Below are 15,529 nucleotides of genomic sequence, written 5' to 3'. Positions count from 1 at the left end.
TAACCGGGCAATAACCATTCCCGTTTAACCCCTAGATCGGGTCTAAAAATACAGGGACGTGGTCAAGCATGGAAATGCGCGAAATCGCGATGACGGACAGCAAGGACGTGTCGGCAATTCCGGAGAGTTGCGGCAAGGTGACGGTCGGATGCTCCGATGTCGCGGGGATCGTGCAAGGCGTCATCGACTCGTTCGGCCACTTGCGATCCGAATATGTCGAATTGCAGGGCACGGTCTCCGCACTTGACGAAGATCAGCGCATGGTGCTCGAAGCGACCGACGAAGCGCGACTGCTGTCGCAGCGCGCCATCGAGCGGCTTTCCCAGGGTTCCGAACTTATCGGCAATTCGCTCGGTCAGATCGGTAATCTTCTGGGCCTAGTCGAAACGCTGACCGAACATGTCACCGGCTTCGCTGCAGCGATGGACCAGGTCCGTCGCAGTTCGCAAGAAATCGACCAGATTGCCGAAACGACGAACATCCTCGCCCTCAACGCGACGATCGAGGCGATGCGTGCTGGCGAACAAGGCCGCACTTTCGCCGTCGTGGCAAACGAGGTGAAAACGCTCGCCAGCGAGACGCGCCGGGCCACCGAGGAAATCGGGCGGACGATCGACACGCTTGGCGAAGAAGCCGAACAGGTGATCGAGAAGATCCAGGTCGGCGCCACCGCCAGCGCCGAGGCCAAGAGTTCGGTCACTGCCATCGAACATACGCTTCAGGGCGTCACCGAACTGATCGGCGAGGTTGACCAGCAGCAGGACCAGATCGCCCGCAATACCGCGACCATTTCGGAACATGTTCACCGTGTCCAGGACACTCTGGGAGACTTCGACAGCGCGGTCAGCGACAACGAGCAGAAGCTCGCCACTGCGCATGACCGCATGGAAGATCTCGAACTGACCGCCAGCGACATGTTCGACAATCTGGTCAAAGCCGGACTTTCGCCCGACGACAGCCTGATGGTGGATAAGGCTCGAAGCTATGCCGAAGAAATAACCAGGCTTGCCGAGGACGCGCTGGCCGATGGCTCACTGACTATGGAGCAGCTGTTCGACCAGAATTACGTGCATGTCGCAGGCACCAATCCCAAGCAGTACAGGACGTCCCTCTGCAATTGGGCCGATGCCAATTGGCGCCCCGTAAACGACCGGGTGGTCGCAGAAGGCGGCGCGATCATGATGTGTTCGCAGGCCGACATGAACGGGTTCCTTCCCACGCATATCAGCGACCGTTGCCGCAAACCCACCGGAGACATCACGCACGATACGACCTACTGCAGGAACGGTCGCATCATGCTGTACGGTATCGACAAGAAGGCCAAACAGCAGAGCGATGCCTTCATGATGGCGGTCTATCGCCAGGAGGGGGACGGGAAAAACTACGTCGTCGTGCGCAATGTCTATGTGCCGATCGTAATCAACGGTCGCCGCTGGGGCGACTTCGAACTGGCCTACAGCTTCCGCTGATTGCATCCCCTATCGACACGCGAAAAAGGGCGCGAACGAACTGGTTCGCGCCCTTTTTCTATTTTCTGCTTACTGAACGTTGCTAGCTCTGGCGCCGCGCCATGAAGGCTAGGCGCTCGAACATCATCACGTCCTGTTCGTTCTTTAGTAGCGCGCCGTGGAGCGGCGGGATCGCGCTGTTGGGATTGGCGTCCTGCAGCGTCTCGAGCGGCATGTCCTCGTTCATCAGCAGTTTCAGCCAGTCGAGCAACTCGCTCGTGCTGGGCTTCTTCTTGAGGCCGGGCACTTCGCGCAGTTCGTAGAAGATATCCATCGCCTTCTTGACCAGCGTCTTCTGGATGTCGGGATAATGGACGTCGATGATCTCCTGCATCGTCTCGCGGTCGGGAAACTTGATGTAGTGGAAGAAGCAGCGGCGCAGGAATGCGTCGGGCAGTTCCTTCTCGTTGTTCGAGGTGATGACCACGATCGGACGTTCCTTCGCCTCGATCCGTTCATGCGTTTCGTAGACGTCGAAGCTCATGCGATCGAGTTCCTGCAACAAGTCGTTGGGAAACTCGATGTCGGCCTTGTCGATCTCGTCGATCAGCAGGACGGGAAGCTGCTCGGAGGTGAACGCCTCCCACAGCTTGCCCTTCTTGATGTAGTTCGAAATGTCGTGGACCCGCTCATCGCCGAGCTGGCCGTCGCGCAGGCGTGCGACCGCATCGTATTCGTAGAGGCCCTGCTGCGCCTTGGTGGTGGATTTCACATTCCACTCGATCAGCGGCGCATCGAGCGCTTTCGAAATCTCGTGCGCGAGGACCGTCTTGCCCGTGCCCGGCTCGCCCTTCACCAGCAGCGGGCGGCGCAGCGTTACGGCCGCATTCACCGCGACCTTGAGGTCTTCGGTGGCGATATAGGACTGGGTGCCTTCAAAACGGGTCTGGTCGGAAGTGTTGTCGGCCATCGGTTTTCCCTTGCAACTTGACGTGAGCGTTAGGGGGAGGGCACGCGAAGGGCAAGGGGGCGTTGTAACCTCCATGGCCCGCCGGACGGACAGGAGAGCAAATGCCGACCGAACCAATTTCTATCACGACCGAAGCGGGCCATGCGCTCGAAGGGTCCCTCGAACTCCCGACGGGGCTTGTGCGGGGCGCTGCGCTGTTCGCGCATTGCTTCACCTGCACCAAGAACAGCAAGGCCGCCGTCACCGTGGCGCGCGCGCTGGCGCAGGAGGGCATTGCGACTTTGCGGTTCGACTTTACCGGTCTCGGCGGTAGCGAAGGCGAGTTCGGGCGCGCGGGGTTTGCCACAGATGTCAGCGATCTCGTCGACGCGGCCCGCACGCTCGTCGAGCGCTTCGGAGGACCGATCCTGATGGTCGGACACTCGCTCGGCGGAGCCGCCGTGCTGGCCGCTGCCGACGATCTCGGCTCCGACCACGTCGCCGCGATTGCCACGATCGGCGCGCCCAGCGATGTGCCGCATGTGCTGGAGAATATCGACGGCGACCTCGAGGCGGTCCGGGCTGGCGAGGATACCACGGTCACCATCGGCGGCCGCGAATTCAGCCTCAGCAAGGAGTTTCTCGACAAGGTCGAAAGCGCCGACCTGCTCGCCGAGGTCGCCCGCATCCGCAAGCCGCTGATGTTCCTCCACTCGCCGACCGACCAGATCGTCGGTATCGAACACGCAGGCGCGCTGTTCCAGGCGGCGAAACATCCCAAGAGCTTCGTCAGCCTGGAAGGCGCGGATCACCTGTTGGTCGAGGAAGCCGACGCGCGCTTCGCCGCCACAGTCATTGCCGGATGGGCGCAGCGTTATCTGCCCCTGCGCGACGACTGGCCGATGCCGGAGGACGGCGTGGTCGTGAAGACCGGCCACGGCAAGTTCGGCACCGAAGTCCACACCAAGAGCCACCGCTTCATCGTCGACGAGCCGCGAAGCTATGGCGGCGACAATACCGGCCCTACGCCCTACGACCTGCTCAACGCCGCACTGGGCACCTGCACCGCCATGACCATGAAGATGTATGCGGATCGCAAGAAGTGGCCGCTCGAAGGCTTAACGGTCGAAGTGCGCCACGAACGCCAGCATGCGGACGAGTGCGACCACGTCGAAGCGATGGAGCAGGGCAAGCAGCTACAGGCGCTCCACCGGACGATCACGATTGAGGGCGCCGGTCTGGACGAGGACCAGCGCGCGAAGCTGATCGAGATCGCCGACAAATGCCCCGTACACAGAACGCTCGAGGGCGAGCTACATGTGCACACGGAGAGATCGGGCTAGGCGTCGATCATATCGCGGTCGAATTCGCCGGCGTTGTTCTGGATGAAATTGAAGCGGTGTTCCGGGTTACGGCCCATGAGCTGGTCGACGAGTTCCTTGACCACCGCGCGCTGCTCGAATTCCGCAGGTAGGGTTATGCGGATGAGCGAACGCGTGTCGGGGTTCATCGTCGTTTCGCGCAGCTGGGCGGGGTTCATTTCGCCGAGGCCCTTGAAGCGGCCGACTTCCACCTTCTTGCCCTTGAACACCGTTTCTTCCAGCTCAGCGCGGTGGGCGTCGTCGCGGGCGTAGCGACTCTCCTTGCCCGCGGTCAGGCGATAGAGCGGCGGCTGGGCGAGGTAGAGGTGCCCGCCGCGCACGACATCGGGCATTTCCTGGAAGAAGAAGGTCATTAGCAGCGTTGCGATATGCGCGCCGTCGACGTCGGCGTCGGTCATGATGATGATGCGGTCGTAGCGCAGGTTTTCCGGGTCGCAATCCTTGCGCGTCCCGCAGCCCATGGCGAGCGACAGGTCGGCGATTTCGCTGTTCGCGCGGATCTTGTCCGCAGTAGCGCTGGCGACGTTGAGGATCTTGCCACGGATAGGGAGGATCGCCTGCGTCTTGCGGTCGCGTGCCTGCTTGGCGCTGCCACCGGCGCTATCGCCTTCGACGATGAACAGCTCGGTTTCGCCACCGCCTTCGCCCGAGCAATCGGTGAGCTTGCCAGGCAGGCGCAGCTTCTTGGCATTGGTCGCGGTCTTGCGTTTGACCTCGCGCTCCTGCTTGCGGCGCAGGCGCTCGTCCATCCGCTCCATGACCTGACCTAGCAGCGCCTTGCCGCGGTCCATATTGTCGGTGAGGAAATGGTCGAAGTGGTCGCGCACCGCGTTCTCGACGAGCTTGGCCGCCTCGGGCGAGGTAAGCCGGTCCTTGGTCTGGCTCTGGAACTGCGGATCGCGGATGAAGACGCTGAGCATCACCTCCGCGCCGACCATCACGTCGTCCGCGGTCAGGTCCTTCGATTTCTTGACCCCGGTGAGGTCGCCGAAAGCGCGTAGGCCCTTGGTCAATGCCGCCCGTAACCCTTGCTCATGCGTGCCGCCATCGGGCGTCGGCACGGTGTTGCAATACCAGCTGGTCGAGCCGTCGGAGAAGAGCGGCCAGGCGATCGCCCATTCTACGCGGCCCTGCTGGCTGCCGTCTTCGCCCTCGGGGAAATCCTGACTGCCGGCAAAGGGCTGGGCAGTGACGCACTCGCGGCCATTGATCTGCTCTGCCAGATGGTCGGCGAGGCCGCCGGGGAACTTGAAGACCGCTTCTTCCGGTACGTCTTCGGAAGCGAGGCTGTCGGCGCATTTCCAGCGGATCTCGACGCCCGCGAAGAGGTAGGCCTTGGAGCGGGCGAGCTTGAACAGGCGCTTGGGATTGAACTTGCGGTCGCCGAAGATTTCGGTGTCGGGCACAAAGCTGACAGTGGTGCCGCGCCGGTTCGGGGTCGGCCCCAGCTCCTGCAGTTTGCCGGTCGGGTGTCCCTTGGCGAATTCCTGCGCATAAAGCGTCTTGTCGCGCGCGACCTCGACGCGTGTGTCGCTGCTCAGGGCGTTGACGACGCTGACGCCCACCCCGTGCAGGCCGCCGCTGGTGGCATAGGCCTTGCCTGAGAACTTCCCGCCCGAGTGCAGCGTAGTGAGGATCACTTCGAGCGTCGACTTGTCCGGATATTTCGGATGCTCGGCCACCGGAATGCCGCGGCCATTGTCCGACACGGTAACCTTGTTGCCCTCGTCGAGCCGGATTTCGATGCGGCTCGCATGGCCCGCCACAGCCTCGTCCATCGCGTTGTCGAGCACTTCGGCGACGAGGTGGTGGAGCGCACGATCATCGGTGCCGCCAATGTACATGCCAGGGCGGCGACGAACGGGCTCGAGCCCCTCCAGCACCTCGATGGAGGAGGCATCGTAATCGCCGCTGGAGGTAGGCGTGTTCTCGAAAAGATCGTCGGACATGCGCCTAGCTATATCGTGCCGTAGCGCCGCGCTACAAGCGCGCGGGCGAGGTTATCCGCCCCGCTCAGAAGCCGCCAGGCGCGTTGGCAACCACCACGACGCTGTCGCCGCGCACTTCGCGGACTTCCATCGCGCGCTCGACGATGCCGCTCGGCCCGAAACGAAACGCTCCGTCGAGCCCGAGAAAGCCGTCCGAACTGCGCAACTCGCGCACCGGGAAGGGCCGACCGACCTCCCAGTCGCGCGCAACCCGCAAGGTAAGCAGCACTGCATCGTAGCCGAGCGTCGCGATCCGGTAAGGCTGACCGCCGAAACGCGCTTCGTAGCTGTCGACGAAGCGCTTGTAGCGATTGTCCGACACGGCGGAGAACAAAGCGCCGTTCATCGCGCGTGCGCGTGTCAGCGAGCTTTCCCCGCTCCACAGTTCGGTGCCGAGTAGCCGGGCGGACTTGCCGCCCGACTTCAACGCGCCGGCCGCCTGGATCGACAGCCGCGCCCCGTCGGCAATCAGCACGGTGTCGTATCCGCCATGCGCCTTCAGCCGCTCCGCCGCGCTGACGATCGAGGTGTTGCCGCGCGAATAGCGTTCGGTCCACACCACGCTGCCGCCATAAGCCGCAGTCGCTCGTCGCATGGCTTCTTCGGCCCGTACGCCATAGGCGCCGTCCGGTGCGATCACCGCGAAATTCTGCGCCCCGCGCTCCCGCGCATATTCGACCGTTCGCATGATCGACTGTTCGGGAATGTGACCCATGATGAAGACATTCGGGCCGGCGGCATTCGTATCGTTGGAGAATGAGATGACCGGAACGTCCGCCGACCGGGCGACCGAAAGCACCGACGGGATATTGCTGCCGAGCAGCGGCCCAAGGATCAGGCTGTTGCCTTCCGCCACCGCCTGCCGCGCTGCCGCTTCGGGGCCTTGCGCCGTATCGTAAGTCGTAATCCGCAGGTTTTCCGCGCTGGTATCGAGCAGTGCCATGGTCGTCGCATTGGCGATCGCCTGGCCGACATTGCCGTTCGATCCGGACATCGGCACCAAAAGCGCAACACGGTGTCGGGTCTGGTCTTCGGGCAGGGCAGTCGCGCTCGGTTCCGGCGTCGGCGTCGGATCGACCGGCGCCGGCCGCTCCGCCCCGCGCGGAATGACGGCGCAACCGGCCAGCAGCGTGGCGAGCGCAGCGGTTGCCAGCGTTCTACGGTCGATAGTCCAGCGCATCATCTTGCCGCATCCCTTGCCAATGGTTCATGGGGAGGGGGTGAGCGATCCCGCACCTCCCGAAAAAAGCCTCGAGCCTGGGCTGTATATCGTGGCGACGCCAATCGGCAACCTCGGTGACATCACCCTGCGTGCTGTCGATGTTTTGCGCGCCTGCGACGGCGTGGCCTGCGAGGATACGCGGGTCACGGGCAAGCTGCTCAAGCACTTAGGCATCTCTAAGCCGCTATGGCGCTACGATGATCATAGCGAACATCGCGATCGCGGGCGGCTGGTCGAATCGATGCGGACGCGGGCCGTCGCGTTGGTCAGCGATGCGGGCACACCGCTGGTCAGCGATCCCGGATACCGGCTGGTTAATGATTGCCGAGCCGAGGGCATTCCCGTGACCGCGCTGCCCGGCGCTTGTGCGGCAGTAATGGGCCTGTCGCTGTCCGGCCTGCCGAACGACCGATTCATGTTCGCTGGGTTTCTGCCGGCCAAGGACAAGGCGCGCCGCGAGATGCTCGAAGAACTTGGCGGCATCGACACGACGCTGGTGTTCTACGAAACCGCGCCGCGCCTGCTCAAATCGCTGGATGCGATCGAACAGGTGCTGCCGCATCGCGAGGTCGCGGTCGCGCGGGAGCTGACGAAATTGCACGAGGAAGTCCGCCGCGGCCTGCCGCACGGCTTGCGGGCTTACTTCGAGTCGCATCCTCCCAAGGGCGAAATCGTCCTGCTGGTCGGTCCGCCGATCCCGATGGAAGCGAGCGAGGCCGATGCGGACATCCTGCTGCGCGACGCGCTGGCAACGCTCAAGCCGTCTCAGGCCGCCGCCCGCGTCGCACGGGAAACCGGGCTGGAGCGCAAGGACCTTTATGCCCGCGCTCTGGAACTGCGCGCCGAATGAGGCGGCAGCTCGCCGAAAAGAGCGGACGCGACGGCGAAGCGCGGGCAGCCTTCTGGCTGAAGGCCAAGGGCTGGCAAATCCTCGATACACGGGTGAAAACCCCGGCGGGCGAGATCGACCTGGTCGCGAGGCGCGGCAATGTGGTCGCGTTCATCGAAGTCAAATGGCGGCGCAAGCGCGCCGATCTCGACCATGCGATCGACGAATACCGCCTCTCGCGCGTTGCGGCGGCGGTGGAGGCCGTAGCGCATCGCTATGCCGAGAACGGCGAGGACATACGGATCGACGTAATCCTGCTTGCGCCCGGCAGCTTCCCCCGCCACATCGCCAACGCCTGGCAACCCTGAGGAGCCGCCGATGAGTTTGCGTGTCGCAGTCCAGATGGACCCGCTGGAAAGCATCAACATTGCGGGCGACAGCTCCTTCGCGCTGATGCTGGCGGCCCAGGCCCGCGGGCACGAGCTTTGGCATTACGACGTCGCGACGCTGGCTTACGAGAGCGACGGCAGCGCTCGCGGCCGGATCACGGCGCATGTCGCGCCGGTCACGGTCCAGCGGGTCGAGGGCAACCACTTCACGGCCGGGGAGCGGCGGAGGGTTGATCTCGCGAAGGATATCGACGTCGTCCTGATGCGACAGGATCCGCCGTTTCACCTCGGCTACATCAGCGCCGCCTTCCTGCTCGACCGGCTCAAGGGCACGACGCTCGTCGTGAACGAACCGCGCGAAGTGGTGAATGCGCCGGAGAAGATGTTCGTGCTGGATTATGCCCAATATATGCCGCCGACGCTGGTCGCCCGGCACCTCGACGATCTGCGCGATTTCCAGAAAAAGCACGGCTCGGTCGTGGTGAAGCCGCTGCACGGCAATGGTGGCAAGGCGATCTTCCGGATCGACAAGGACGGGACGAATTTGTCGGCGCTAAGCGAGGTCTTCGACCAGACCTGGCCCGAGCCACACATGGTCCAGCCATTCCTCCCGGAAGTCAGCGAAGGCGACAAACGCATCGTGCTGGTCGATGGAGAATTTGCTGGCGCAATCAATCGCTTCCCGGGAAAAGGTGAGTTCCGCTCGAACCTGGCGCAGGGCGGTCACGCCGAAGCGGCGACGCTCTCCAATCGCGAGGAAGAAATCTGCGCGGCAATGGGTCCGGAGCTCAAACGACGCGGGTTGGTGTTTGTCGGCATCGATGTGATCGGCGGCAAGTGGCTGACCGAGATCAATGTGACCTCTCCGACCGGGATAGTCGCCATCGACAGGTTCAACGGTACCGACACCGCTGGGCTGATTTGGGATGCCATCGAACGCCGTCACTCGGAGCAATAACCGACCGGGCGCGTTGGTGCCTGCGTGAACAGCTTCATTCTCAATGCCATCGCCGGCGGCGGTTACATCGGGATATTTATCCTGATGGCGCTGGAAAACATCTTCCCGCCGATGCCGTCCGAAATCATCATGGGCTATGGCGGCGTGCTGGTGGCGCAAGGGCGCATGACCTTCGCGCCGCTGCTTATCATCGGGACATTGGGTACGGTCGCCGGGAATTATTTCTGGTACTGGCTCGGCTCACGCTGGCGCGAGGAGGACCTTAAACGCTTCATCGCCAAGCGCGGACGCTGGCTGACCTTCGAATGGGACGAATTCGAAAAATCCCGTCGCATCTTTCGCAAGCACGGCGACTGGATCGTTTTCCTGCTCCGCTTCTCGCCATTCCTTCGCACGATCATCTCGTTACCCGCCGGCTTGGCGAGGATGAAGCTCTGGCGCTTCCTGCTTTTCACATTCCTCGGATCGCTGATCTGGAACGGTGCCTTGATCTGGGGAGGTCGGTCCCTGGCCGGACTGATCGGCGAATACGAGACCTATGCCAGCTGGGCGGTCGGCGGTTTCATCGGACTTGGCGCCGTGTGGTATGCCTGGCGGGTGTGGAAGTGGAAGCCGTCGGAAAGCGAGCCCTAATCCCGGTCGCGCGGATGGGCGGTGCGGTAGGTCTCGAGCAGTTTCGCGGCATCGACCTGCGTGTAGATCTGCGTCGAACCGAGGCTGGCATGGCCGAGCAGTTCCTGGAGACTCCGCAAGTCTGCTCCCGCGCCCAGCAGATGGGTGGCGAAACTGTGCCGTAACGCATGCGGGGTAGCAGTATCGAGCAGACCCAGGGCCTTGCGGGCTCGCGCCGTCGCCTTCTGCACCATACCTTGCGACAGCGGACCGCCTTTCGCCCCCCGGAACAGCGGCTCGCCGGCGGACAGCGGCCAAGGGCATTGGCGGGCATAGTCGGCCACCGCCGCGCTGACGATGGGCAGGATGGGGACGACGCGTTGCTTGCCGCCTTTTCCGGTGACGGTCAGCCGCTCGCCGATCGGGAGGACATCCGCGGTCAGTGAAAGCGCCTCGGCTATTCGCATACCGGCGCCATAGAGCAGCAAGAGCACCGCCCGATCGCGTGCGCCGGTCCATGCCTCGCCAGCCATCGCCTCGACCGTCTCCGCGAGGGCGGTCGCATCGTCGGGGGTTACGGGGCGGGGCAGGCCCTTCTTGATGCGCGGCCCACGCATACGCGGCGGATCGGTGACGTCATGGCCGGCCTGCGCGCGAGCGAAGGCGATGAACCCCTTCAGCGCGGACAGTTCCCGCGCAGCCGAGGAGTTCGCCAGTCCTTCGGCGCGGCGTGACGCCATATGTGTGCGGAGGCGGGTTGCCGTCAGTGTGGCGACATCCGGCCAGTCGGTGAGTTCCTGACGAGTCAGAAGCCGCTCCGCCGCCTTGTGATACGCACGAACGGTATGCGGAGATTTGCGCTGCCCGACTGCAAGATGATCGTGCCAGACTTGCAAAAGCTCGGCTTTGCTCATGACGTCACGAGGTCGGCCGACACCAGCTCGCCCAGCAGCGCATCGAGCAGCGGCATGCCTTGCGGCGTGACGCCAATGCGGCTGCCGCGCTGCCAGACCATTCCGAGGTTCGCGTAGAGCGCGAGCTTGTCGCGCTCGATCGCCCCTTCGGCGTCGAGACCGAAACGGCGGGAGAGCGCCGTGACGTCGATGCCTTCGGCGAGGCGCAAACCCATGAGCAGCGCCTCGGACAATTGCTCGGCTGCATCGAGATCGCGCGCTTCGGCTATGCCGTGCGCCTGCCGCTTGACCGCAGCGAGGTAGTTCTCCGGCTTGCGATGGCGTGTCGTCGCGACGCCACCGCGCCGGCCATGCGCGCCGGGGCCGATCCCGGCATAATCCTCGTAACGCCAGTAGGTAAGGTTGTGGCGGCTCTCCTCGCCGGGCCTTGCATGGTTGCTGATTTCGTAAGCCGGCAGACCCGCCGCTGACGTCATCTCCTGCGTCAGCGCATAAAGATCGGCTCCGCGATCGTCCTCCAATGGGTCGAAAATCCCGCGCCGGACGTCTGTGACAAAGCGCGTCGCCGGCTCGATGGTCAACTGGTAGAGCGACATATGGCTTGTCCCCAAGGCTAGAGCCTCGGACAACTCGATGCGCCATTCCGCAACGGTCTGCTTCGGCCGAGCGTATATGAGGTCAATGGATACGCGATCGAAGTGCTTTTGCGCGGTTTCGACGGATTTCAACGCCTCGCTCACACCGTGCAACCGACCGAGAAAACGCAACGCCTCGTCGCGCAGGCTTTGGATGCCGAGCGAGACGCGATTGATCCCCACAGCTGCAAGCGCCGCGAAATTGGCGGCTTCGACCGAGGATGGATTGGCCTCCAGCGTAATCTCGATGTCGCTCTGGAAACCCCAAAGCCTTTCGGCCTCGCGGAGCAATTCGGCGACCAGGGCAGGGGGCATCAACGAGGGCGTTCCCCCGCCGAAGAAGATACTTGCGAGCTTCTCTTCAGACCGGATCGAGGACGCTTCATGGCGCATGTCGGCAAGCAGGGCCTCCCGCCACGCATCATCGTCATGTGTTGCGCGAACGTGGCTGTTGAAGTCGCAATAAGGGCATTTCGCGAGGCAAAACGGCCAGTGGATGTAGAGTGCACGCGCCAAGATCGCCTTCAGCTTATCTTAACCCTGCGGGCGAAAACATGGCCTGCATGGACGGGTCGAAAAAATGGATAGCGCCGATGGTCGGCGCTGTGAGTTTGCTATGTGCCACGGGGGTCGGCGTCGCCGCAAGCGCGTCTTCGCACAACGCTTCTTCGAGCAACGTGCATACCGCCGCACGCATATTGCATCTTCACAATGCAGAGCGCCAGCGCTTGCGATTGCCTGCACTGAAATGGAACGTGCATCTGGAGCGCGAAGCCGAACAGTGGGCGCATGAGCTGTCCCGCAAGGGCCGGCTCCAGCATGCCGATCGGGCAGTGCGCAACGGAACGGGCGAAAACCTCTGGATGGGCACCGCCGGCAACTGGTCCGTAGACACCGCGGTCGGTCTCTTCATCGAAGAGAAGAAACATTACCGCCACGGCGATTTCCCGCACATCTCGCGCACCGGTAACTGGGCCGACGTCGCGCATTACACGCAGGTCGTGTGGCGCGATACGCAGGAGGTCGGTTGCGCCTGGATTACCGCGCGCGGCAACGACGTGCTGGTCTGTCGATACTGGCCCGCCGGAAATGTTTGGGGCCGCAAAGCCTATTGATCCTCAGCCGAACTGCTCGGCCACTAGTTTCTTGAAGGCTTCGGCCCTGTGGCTGATGGCATGTTTTTCTGCCGGGTCGAGCTCGGCGAAAGTCTGCTCACGCCCGACCGGCACGAAGACGGGATCGTAGCCGAAGCCCATCGTTCCGCGCGGGGGCCATGTAAACGTGCCGGGAGCCTTGCCCTCGTAGACCGCGTACTCCCCGTCGGGCCAGGCGAGGGCGAGGACGCAATGAAACGCACAGGAACGAGGCGCACCCCCGCCTTTTTCCTGTAGCATCCCCTCGACCTTGCCCATGGCCATGTACCAGTCGCGGCCCGGTTCGCCCTCGAACCACTGCCGCTCGGCCCAATCCGCTGTGTAAACACCCGGCCGCCCGTCCAGCGCGTCGACCGCCAGACCGCTGTCGTCGGCTAGCGCGACGAGACCCGATGCCTCCGCCGAGGCCCGCGCCTTGATCAGCGCATTCTGGACGAAGGTCGTGCCGGTTTCGGCGGGCTCCGGCAAGCCGAGAGAGCCTGCCGAGAGGCATTTTACGCCATGCGGTTCCAGCAACGCGGATATCTCTTTGAGCTTGCCCGCATTATGCGTCGCAATCACGAGGCTTCCGGAACCGAGGCGGCGGGTCATTTGCGCGTCGCCTCGTCCTGTGCCTTGAAGATTTGCGCGCAGCCCATTTGGGCGAGCCGCAAGAGGCGCAGGAACGCTTCCTCGTCATAGGGCGCGCCCTCTGCGGTGGCCTGAGCCTCGGCGATCTTGCCGCCTTCGATCAGGACAAAGTTCGCATCGGCATCGGCATTGCTGTCCTCGGGGTAATCGAGGTCGAGCACCGGCGTGCCCTGATAGACGCCGCAGGAAATTGCCGCGACCTTGGCGGTGATGGGATCCTGCGTGATCGCACCAGACTTCATCAGTCCATCGACTGCGAGCCGCAGCGCAACCCACGCTCCAGAAATCGAGGCCGTGCGCGTCCCGCCGTCGGCCTGGATCACATCGCAATCGAGTGTGATCTGCCGCTCGCCGAGCTTTTTGTGATCGACCACGGCGCGCAAGGAACGGCCGATAAGGCGCTGGATTTCCTGCGTACGCCCGCTCTGCTTGCCCTTGGCGGCCTCGCGCTGGCCGCGGGTGTGGGTCGCACGCGGGAGCATCGAATATTCGCCGGTGACCCAGCCCTCGCCCTTGCCGCGCAGCCACGGCGGGATGCGTTCTTCGACGCTGGCGGTGCACAGCACGCGCGTTTCGCCGAAGCTGATCAGGCAGCTGCCCTCGGCATGCTTGGTGTAGCCGGTCTCGATGGTGATGGCGCGCATTTCGTCGGGCGCGCGTCCTGAAGGTCGCATTCTCTTTCTCCAATGCAGTCGAATCTCGCGTGTGCGTTTGGCGCAAGGGTCTTGAGGCCGCAAGGGGACGGGCTAGATAGAGGGAATGAATTCGCCGCCGCTCACCGACCTGTCCGACCGCGCGCGGGATATTTTCCGCCTTGTGGTAGAAGGCTATCTCGATAGCGGGCAACCAGTCGGCTCGAAGGCGCTCGCATCGGACGGCGGCCTCAATCTGTCACCCGCCTCGATCCGTTCGGTGCTGGCGGAGTTGGAGCAGCGCGGCCTTCTGGCTGCCCCGCATACCAGCGCCGGGCGAATGCCGACCGAGACGGGCTTGCGCCTGTTCGTCGACGCGATGATGCAGGTCGCCGAACCGACGCGAGAAGAGCGCGCCGCCATCGAGCAGCGCCTTGGCGAGCCCGGCCCGATCGAGCGGGCGCTGGAGGAAACCTCTGCCCTTTTGTCCGACCTGTCGGGCGCGGCAGGCATGGTGATGGTCCCGACACGCGAGCCGAGGCTGGCGCAGGTTTCGCTGACCGCGCTAGACGCCAATCGCGTCCTCGCGGTGCTGGTGGGCGAGGACGGGCACATCGAGAACCGCGTGCTGGCGCTTCCGGCCGAGGCGTTGGGCACCTCGCTCGAACAGGCGAGCAATTACCTTACCGCGCGAACATCGGGCCGCACTTTGGCCGAGGCGGCCAAGCTTGTCGAAGCCGAGATCGTTTCGGGCAAATCCGCGCTCGACGAGGCCAGTCGCGATCTCGTGCAACGCGGTCTCGCGACATGGAGCGAGGATGCGAGCCATCGCCCGGTGCTGATCGTGCGCGGTCAGGCGAACTTGCTCGATGACACCGCGCTGTCCGATATCGAACGGGTGCGCTCGCTGCTCGACGACCTCGAAAGCAAGCAGTCGGTGTCCGCCCTGCTCGAACGCGCCCGCCGCGCCGAGGCCATGCGCATTTTCATCGGCAGCGAGAACCGGCTCTTTTCGCTGTCTGGTTCGTCCGTAATCGCCTCGCCTTATCGCGACCGCGAGGGCAAGGTCGTCGGCGTGCTGGGCGTGATCGGCCCGACCCGGTTGAATTACGCGCGAGTCGTCCCCATGGTGGATTTCACGGCCCGATCCTTGGGCAAACGCATAGGCTGACAGGGTTTACCAGTGACCGAAGAGAACAAGAACGAACCGCAGGAGAAGGCGGTCGATGAAGAAGTGGCGCGCGAGATGGAAGGCGTGCCCGAACACATGCGCGATGACGGCGAGGCCGGCGAAGCGAGCGAAGAAAGCCCGCTGGACGAGGCGCTTGCCAAGCTGAAAGCGGATCTCGAAGCCGCGATGCAGGACGTGCTTTATGCGCGCGCCGACACGCAGAACGTGCGCCGCCGCCTCGAGAAGGAAGTGCAGGACGCACGTAACTATGCCGCGACCGGCTTTGCCCGCGACATCCTGAGTGTGTCCGACAACCTCGCCCGCGCGCTCGACCATATCCCGGAAGAATTGCGCGAGAACGAAAAGTCCAAGCACTTTATCGCCGGGATCGAAGCGACCCAGCGCGAGCTGGAGAAGGTCTTCACCCAGAACGGCATCACGCGGATCGCTTCGACCGGCATGCCGCTCGACCCGAACCAGCACCAGGCGATGATGGAAGTCCCGACCGACGAAGCCGAGCCCGGCACGATCGTGCAGGAAATGCAGGCCGGTTACATGATCAAGGACCGTCTGCTGCGCCCGGCCATGGTCGGCGTGGCGAAAAAGCCGGACTGAC

General features: G+C 63.7%; 16 protein-coding genes. 9 read left to right on the top strand and 7 right to left on the bottom strand.

What is annotated here, in order from left to right; genetic code table 11:
- The first annotated feature begins 68 nt into the window (after window positions 1-68).
- The gene (locus tag P8R33_RS09270; RefSeq protein WP_278328689.1) at window positions 69-1,469 is read left to right on the top strand and encodes a methyl-accepting chemotaxis protein; all 1,401 of its coding nucleotides are present in this window, start codon (window positions 69-71) and stop codon (window positions 1,467-1,469) included.
- 82 nt (window positions 1,470-1,551) lie between these two features.
- Here P8R33_RS09270 and P8R33_RS09265 read toward each other — a convergent pair whose 3' ends face one another.
- Window positions 1,552-2,418 carry an AAA family ATPase gene (locus P8R33_RS09265; protein ID WP_278328688.1) on the bottom strand — a complete coding sequence of 289 codons (867 nt, stop codon included), beginning with the start codon at window positions 2,416-2,418 and terminating at the stop codon, window positions 1,552-1,554.
- 101 nt (window positions 2,419-2,519) lie between these two features.
- Between P8R33_RS09265 and P8R33_RS09260 the strand changes: the two genes are divergently transcribed.
- On the top strand, window positions 2,520-3,740 hold the full coding sequence (locus tag P8R33_RS09260) for a bifunctional alpha/beta hydrolase/OsmC family protein (RefSeq protein WP_278328687.1): 1,221 nt from the start codon (window positions 2,520-2,522) through the stop codon (window positions 3,738-3,740).
- Here P8R33_RS09260 and parE read toward each other — a convergent pair.
- Together parE and P8R33_RS09250 are read right to left on the bottom strand one after the other, a co-directional pair.
- Complete coding sequence (parE, locus tag P8R33_RS09255) at window positions 3,737-5,728, bottom strand: DNA topoisomerase IV subunit B (protein ID WP_278328686.1); 1,992 nt, start codon at window positions 5,726-5,728, stop codon at window positions 3,737-3,739. The genes P8R33_RS09260 and parE overlap by 4 nt on opposite strands.
- Window positions 5,729-5,792: 64 nt before the next feature.
- On the bottom strand, window positions 5,793-6,950 hold the full coding sequence (locus P8R33_RS09250) for a penicillin-binding protein activator (protein WP_278328685.1): 1,158 nt from the start codon (window positions 6,948-6,950) through the stop codon (window positions 5,793-5,795).
- 19 nt (window positions 6,951-6,969) lie between these two features.
- On the opposite strand from P8R33_RS09250, the gene rsmI reads away from it, so the two are divergent.
- The 4 genes from rsmI to P8R33_RS09230 are packed head-to-tail and all read left to right on the top strand — an operon-like array spanning window position 6,970 to window position 9,798.
- Complete coding sequence (gene rsmI, locus P8R33_RS09245) at window positions 6,970-7,839, top strand: 16S rRNA (cytidine(1402)-2'-O)-methyltransferase (protein WP_446532501.1); 870 nt, start codon at window positions 6,970-6,972, stop codon at window positions 7,837-7,839.
- The gene (locus P8R33_RS09240) at window positions 7,836-8,186 is read left to right on the top strand and encodes a YraN family protein (protein WP_278328683.1); all 351 of its coding nucleotides are present in this window, start codon (window positions 7,836-7,838) and stop codon (window positions 8,184-8,186) included. The genes rsmI and P8R33_RS09240 overlap by 4 nt, the downstream gene beginning before the upstream one ends.
- 10 nt (window positions 8,187-8,196) lie before the next feature.
- Window positions 8,197-9,165: a glutathione synthase gene (gene gshB, locus P8R33_RS09235; RefSeq protein WP_278328682.1), complete on the top strand. Its 969-nt coding sequence runs from the start codon at window positions 8,197-8,199 to the stop codon at window positions 9,163-9,165.
- Window positions 9,166-9,189: 24 nt separating this feature from the next.
- A complete protein-coding gene (locus tag P8R33_RS09230; RefSeq protein WP_278328681.1) occupies window positions 9,190-9,798 on the top strand; it encodes a DedA family protein in 609 nt (202 codons plus the stop codon).
- Here the strand turns inward: P8R33_RS09230 and P8R33_RS09225 are convergent.
- Both P8R33_RS09225 and hemW read right to left on the bottom strand, forming a co-directional pair.
- Window positions 9,795-10,691 carry a tyrosine recombinase XerC gene (locus tag P8R33_RS09225; RefSeq protein ID WP_278328680.1) on the bottom strand — a complete coding sequence of 299 codons (897 nt, stop codon included), beginning with the start codon at window positions 10,689-10,691 and terminating at the stop codon, window positions 9,795-9,797. The two genes, P8R33_RS09230 and P8R33_RS09225, sit on opposite strands and share 4 nt — an antisense overlap.
- Window positions 10,688-11,842, bottom strand: a complete 1,155-nt coding sequence (gene hemW / locus P8R33_RS09220) for a radical SAM family heme chaperone HemW (protein WP_278328679.1) — start codon at window positions 11,840-11,842, stop codon at window positions 10,688-10,690. Before hemW ends, P8R33_RS09225 begins: the two co-directional genes overlap by 4 nt.
- Before the next feature lie 38 nt (window positions 11,843-11,880).
- Between hemW and P8R33_RS09215 the strand changes: the two genes are divergently transcribed.
- A complete protein-coding gene (locus tag P8R33_RS09215) occupies window positions 11,881-12,441 on the top strand; it encodes a CAP domain-containing protein (RefSeq protein WP_278328678.1) in 561 nt (186 codons plus the stop codon).
- A gap of 3 nt (window positions 12,442-12,444) precedes the next feature.
- On the opposite strand, the gene rdgB is transcribed toward P8R33_RS09215, so the two are convergent.
- Window positions 12,445-13,071, bottom strand: coding sequence for an RdgB/HAM1 family non-canonical purine NTP pyrophosphatase (rdgB, locus tag P8R33_RS09210; protein ID WP_278328677.1), 627 nt, complete (start codon window positions 13,069-13,071; stop codon window positions 12,445-12,447).
- Window positions 13,068-13,784: a ribonuclease PH gene (rph, locus tag P8R33_RS09205; protein WP_278328676.1), complete on the bottom strand. Its 717-nt coding sequence runs from the start codon at window positions 13,782-13,784 to the stop codon at window positions 13,068-13,070. Before rph ends, rdgB begins: the two co-directional genes overlap by 4 nt.
- Window positions 13,785-13,869: 85 nt before the next feature.
- Between rph and hrcA the strand changes: the two genes are divergently transcribed.
- Window positions 13,870-14,913 carry a heat-inducible transcriptional repressor HrcA gene (gene hrcA / locus P8R33_RS09200; protein ID WP_278328675.1) on the top strand — a complete coding sequence of 348 codons (1,044 nt, stop codon included), beginning with the start codon at window positions 13,870-13,872 and terminating at the stop codon, window positions 14,911-14,913.
- 12 nt (window positions 14,914-14,925) lie between these two features.
- Complete coding sequence (grpE, locus tag P8R33_RS09195; protein WP_278328674.1) at window positions 14,926-15,528, top strand: nucleotide exchange factor GrpE; 603 nt, start codon at window positions 14,926-14,928, stop codon at window positions 15,526-15,528.
- Window position 15,529: the final 1 nt, after the last annotated feature.

The organism is Qipengyuania flavescens (genome assembly GCF_029688735.1).
Classification (GTDB): Bacteria; Pseudomonadota; Alphaproteobacteria; order Sphingomonadales; family Sphingomonadaceae; genus Qipengyuania.
The sequence above is the reverse complement of the archived record's forward strand: the minus strand, read 5'-3'. Positions and strand labels throughout refer to the sequence as shown.

Coding starts and splice junctions, on each gene's coding strand:
- P8R33_RS09270 (WP_278328689.1), top strand. CDS start 69: ATGGAAATGCGCGAAATCGCGATGACGGACAGCAAGGACGTGTCGGCA.
- P8R33_RS09225 (WP_278328680.1), bottom strand. CDS start 10,691: ATGAGCAAAGCCGAGCTTTTGCAAGTCTGGCACGATCATCTTGCAGTC.
- P8R33_RS09240 (WP_278328683.1), top strand. CDS start 7,836: ATGAGGCGGCAGCTCGCCGAAAAGAGCGGACGCGACGGCGAAGCGCGG.
- gshB (WP_278328682.1), top strand. CDS start 8,197: ATGAGTTTGCGTGTCGCAGTCCAGATGGACCCGCTGGAAAGCATCAAC.
- rph (WP_278328676.1), bottom strand. CDS start 13,784: ATGCGACCTTCAGGACGCGCGCCCGACGAAATGCGCGCCATCACCATC.
- rdgB (WP_278328677.1), bottom strand. CDS start 13,071: ATGACCCGCCGCCTCGGTTCCGGAAGCCTCGTGATTGCGACGCATAAT.
- hrcA (WP_278328675.1), top strand. CDS start 13,870: ATGAATTCGCCGCCGCTCACCGACCTGTCCGACCGCGCGCGGGATATT.
- parE (WP_278328686.1), bottom strand. CDS start 5,728: ATGTCCGACGATCTTTTCGAGAACACGCCTACCTCCAGCGGCGATTAC.
- P8R33_RS09215 (WP_278328678.1), top strand. CDS start 11,881: ATGGCCTGCATGGACGGGTCGAAAAAATGGATAGCGCCGATGGTCGGC.
- P8R33_RS09250 (WP_278328685.1), bottom strand. CDS start 6,950: ATGATGCGCTGGACTATCGACCGTAGAACGCTGGCAACCGCTGCGCTC.
- P8R33_RS09260 (WP_278328687.1), top strand. CDS start 2,520: ATGCCGACCGAACCAATTTCTATCACGACCGAAGCGGGCCATGCGCTC.
- P8R33_RS09265 (WP_278328688.1), bottom strand. CDS start 2,418: ATGGCCGACAACACTTCCGACCAGACCCGTTTTGAAGGCACCCAGTCC.
- rsmI (WP_446532501.1), top strand. CDS start 6,970: ATGGTTCATGGGGAGGGGGTGAGCGATCCCGCACCTCCCGAAAAAAGC.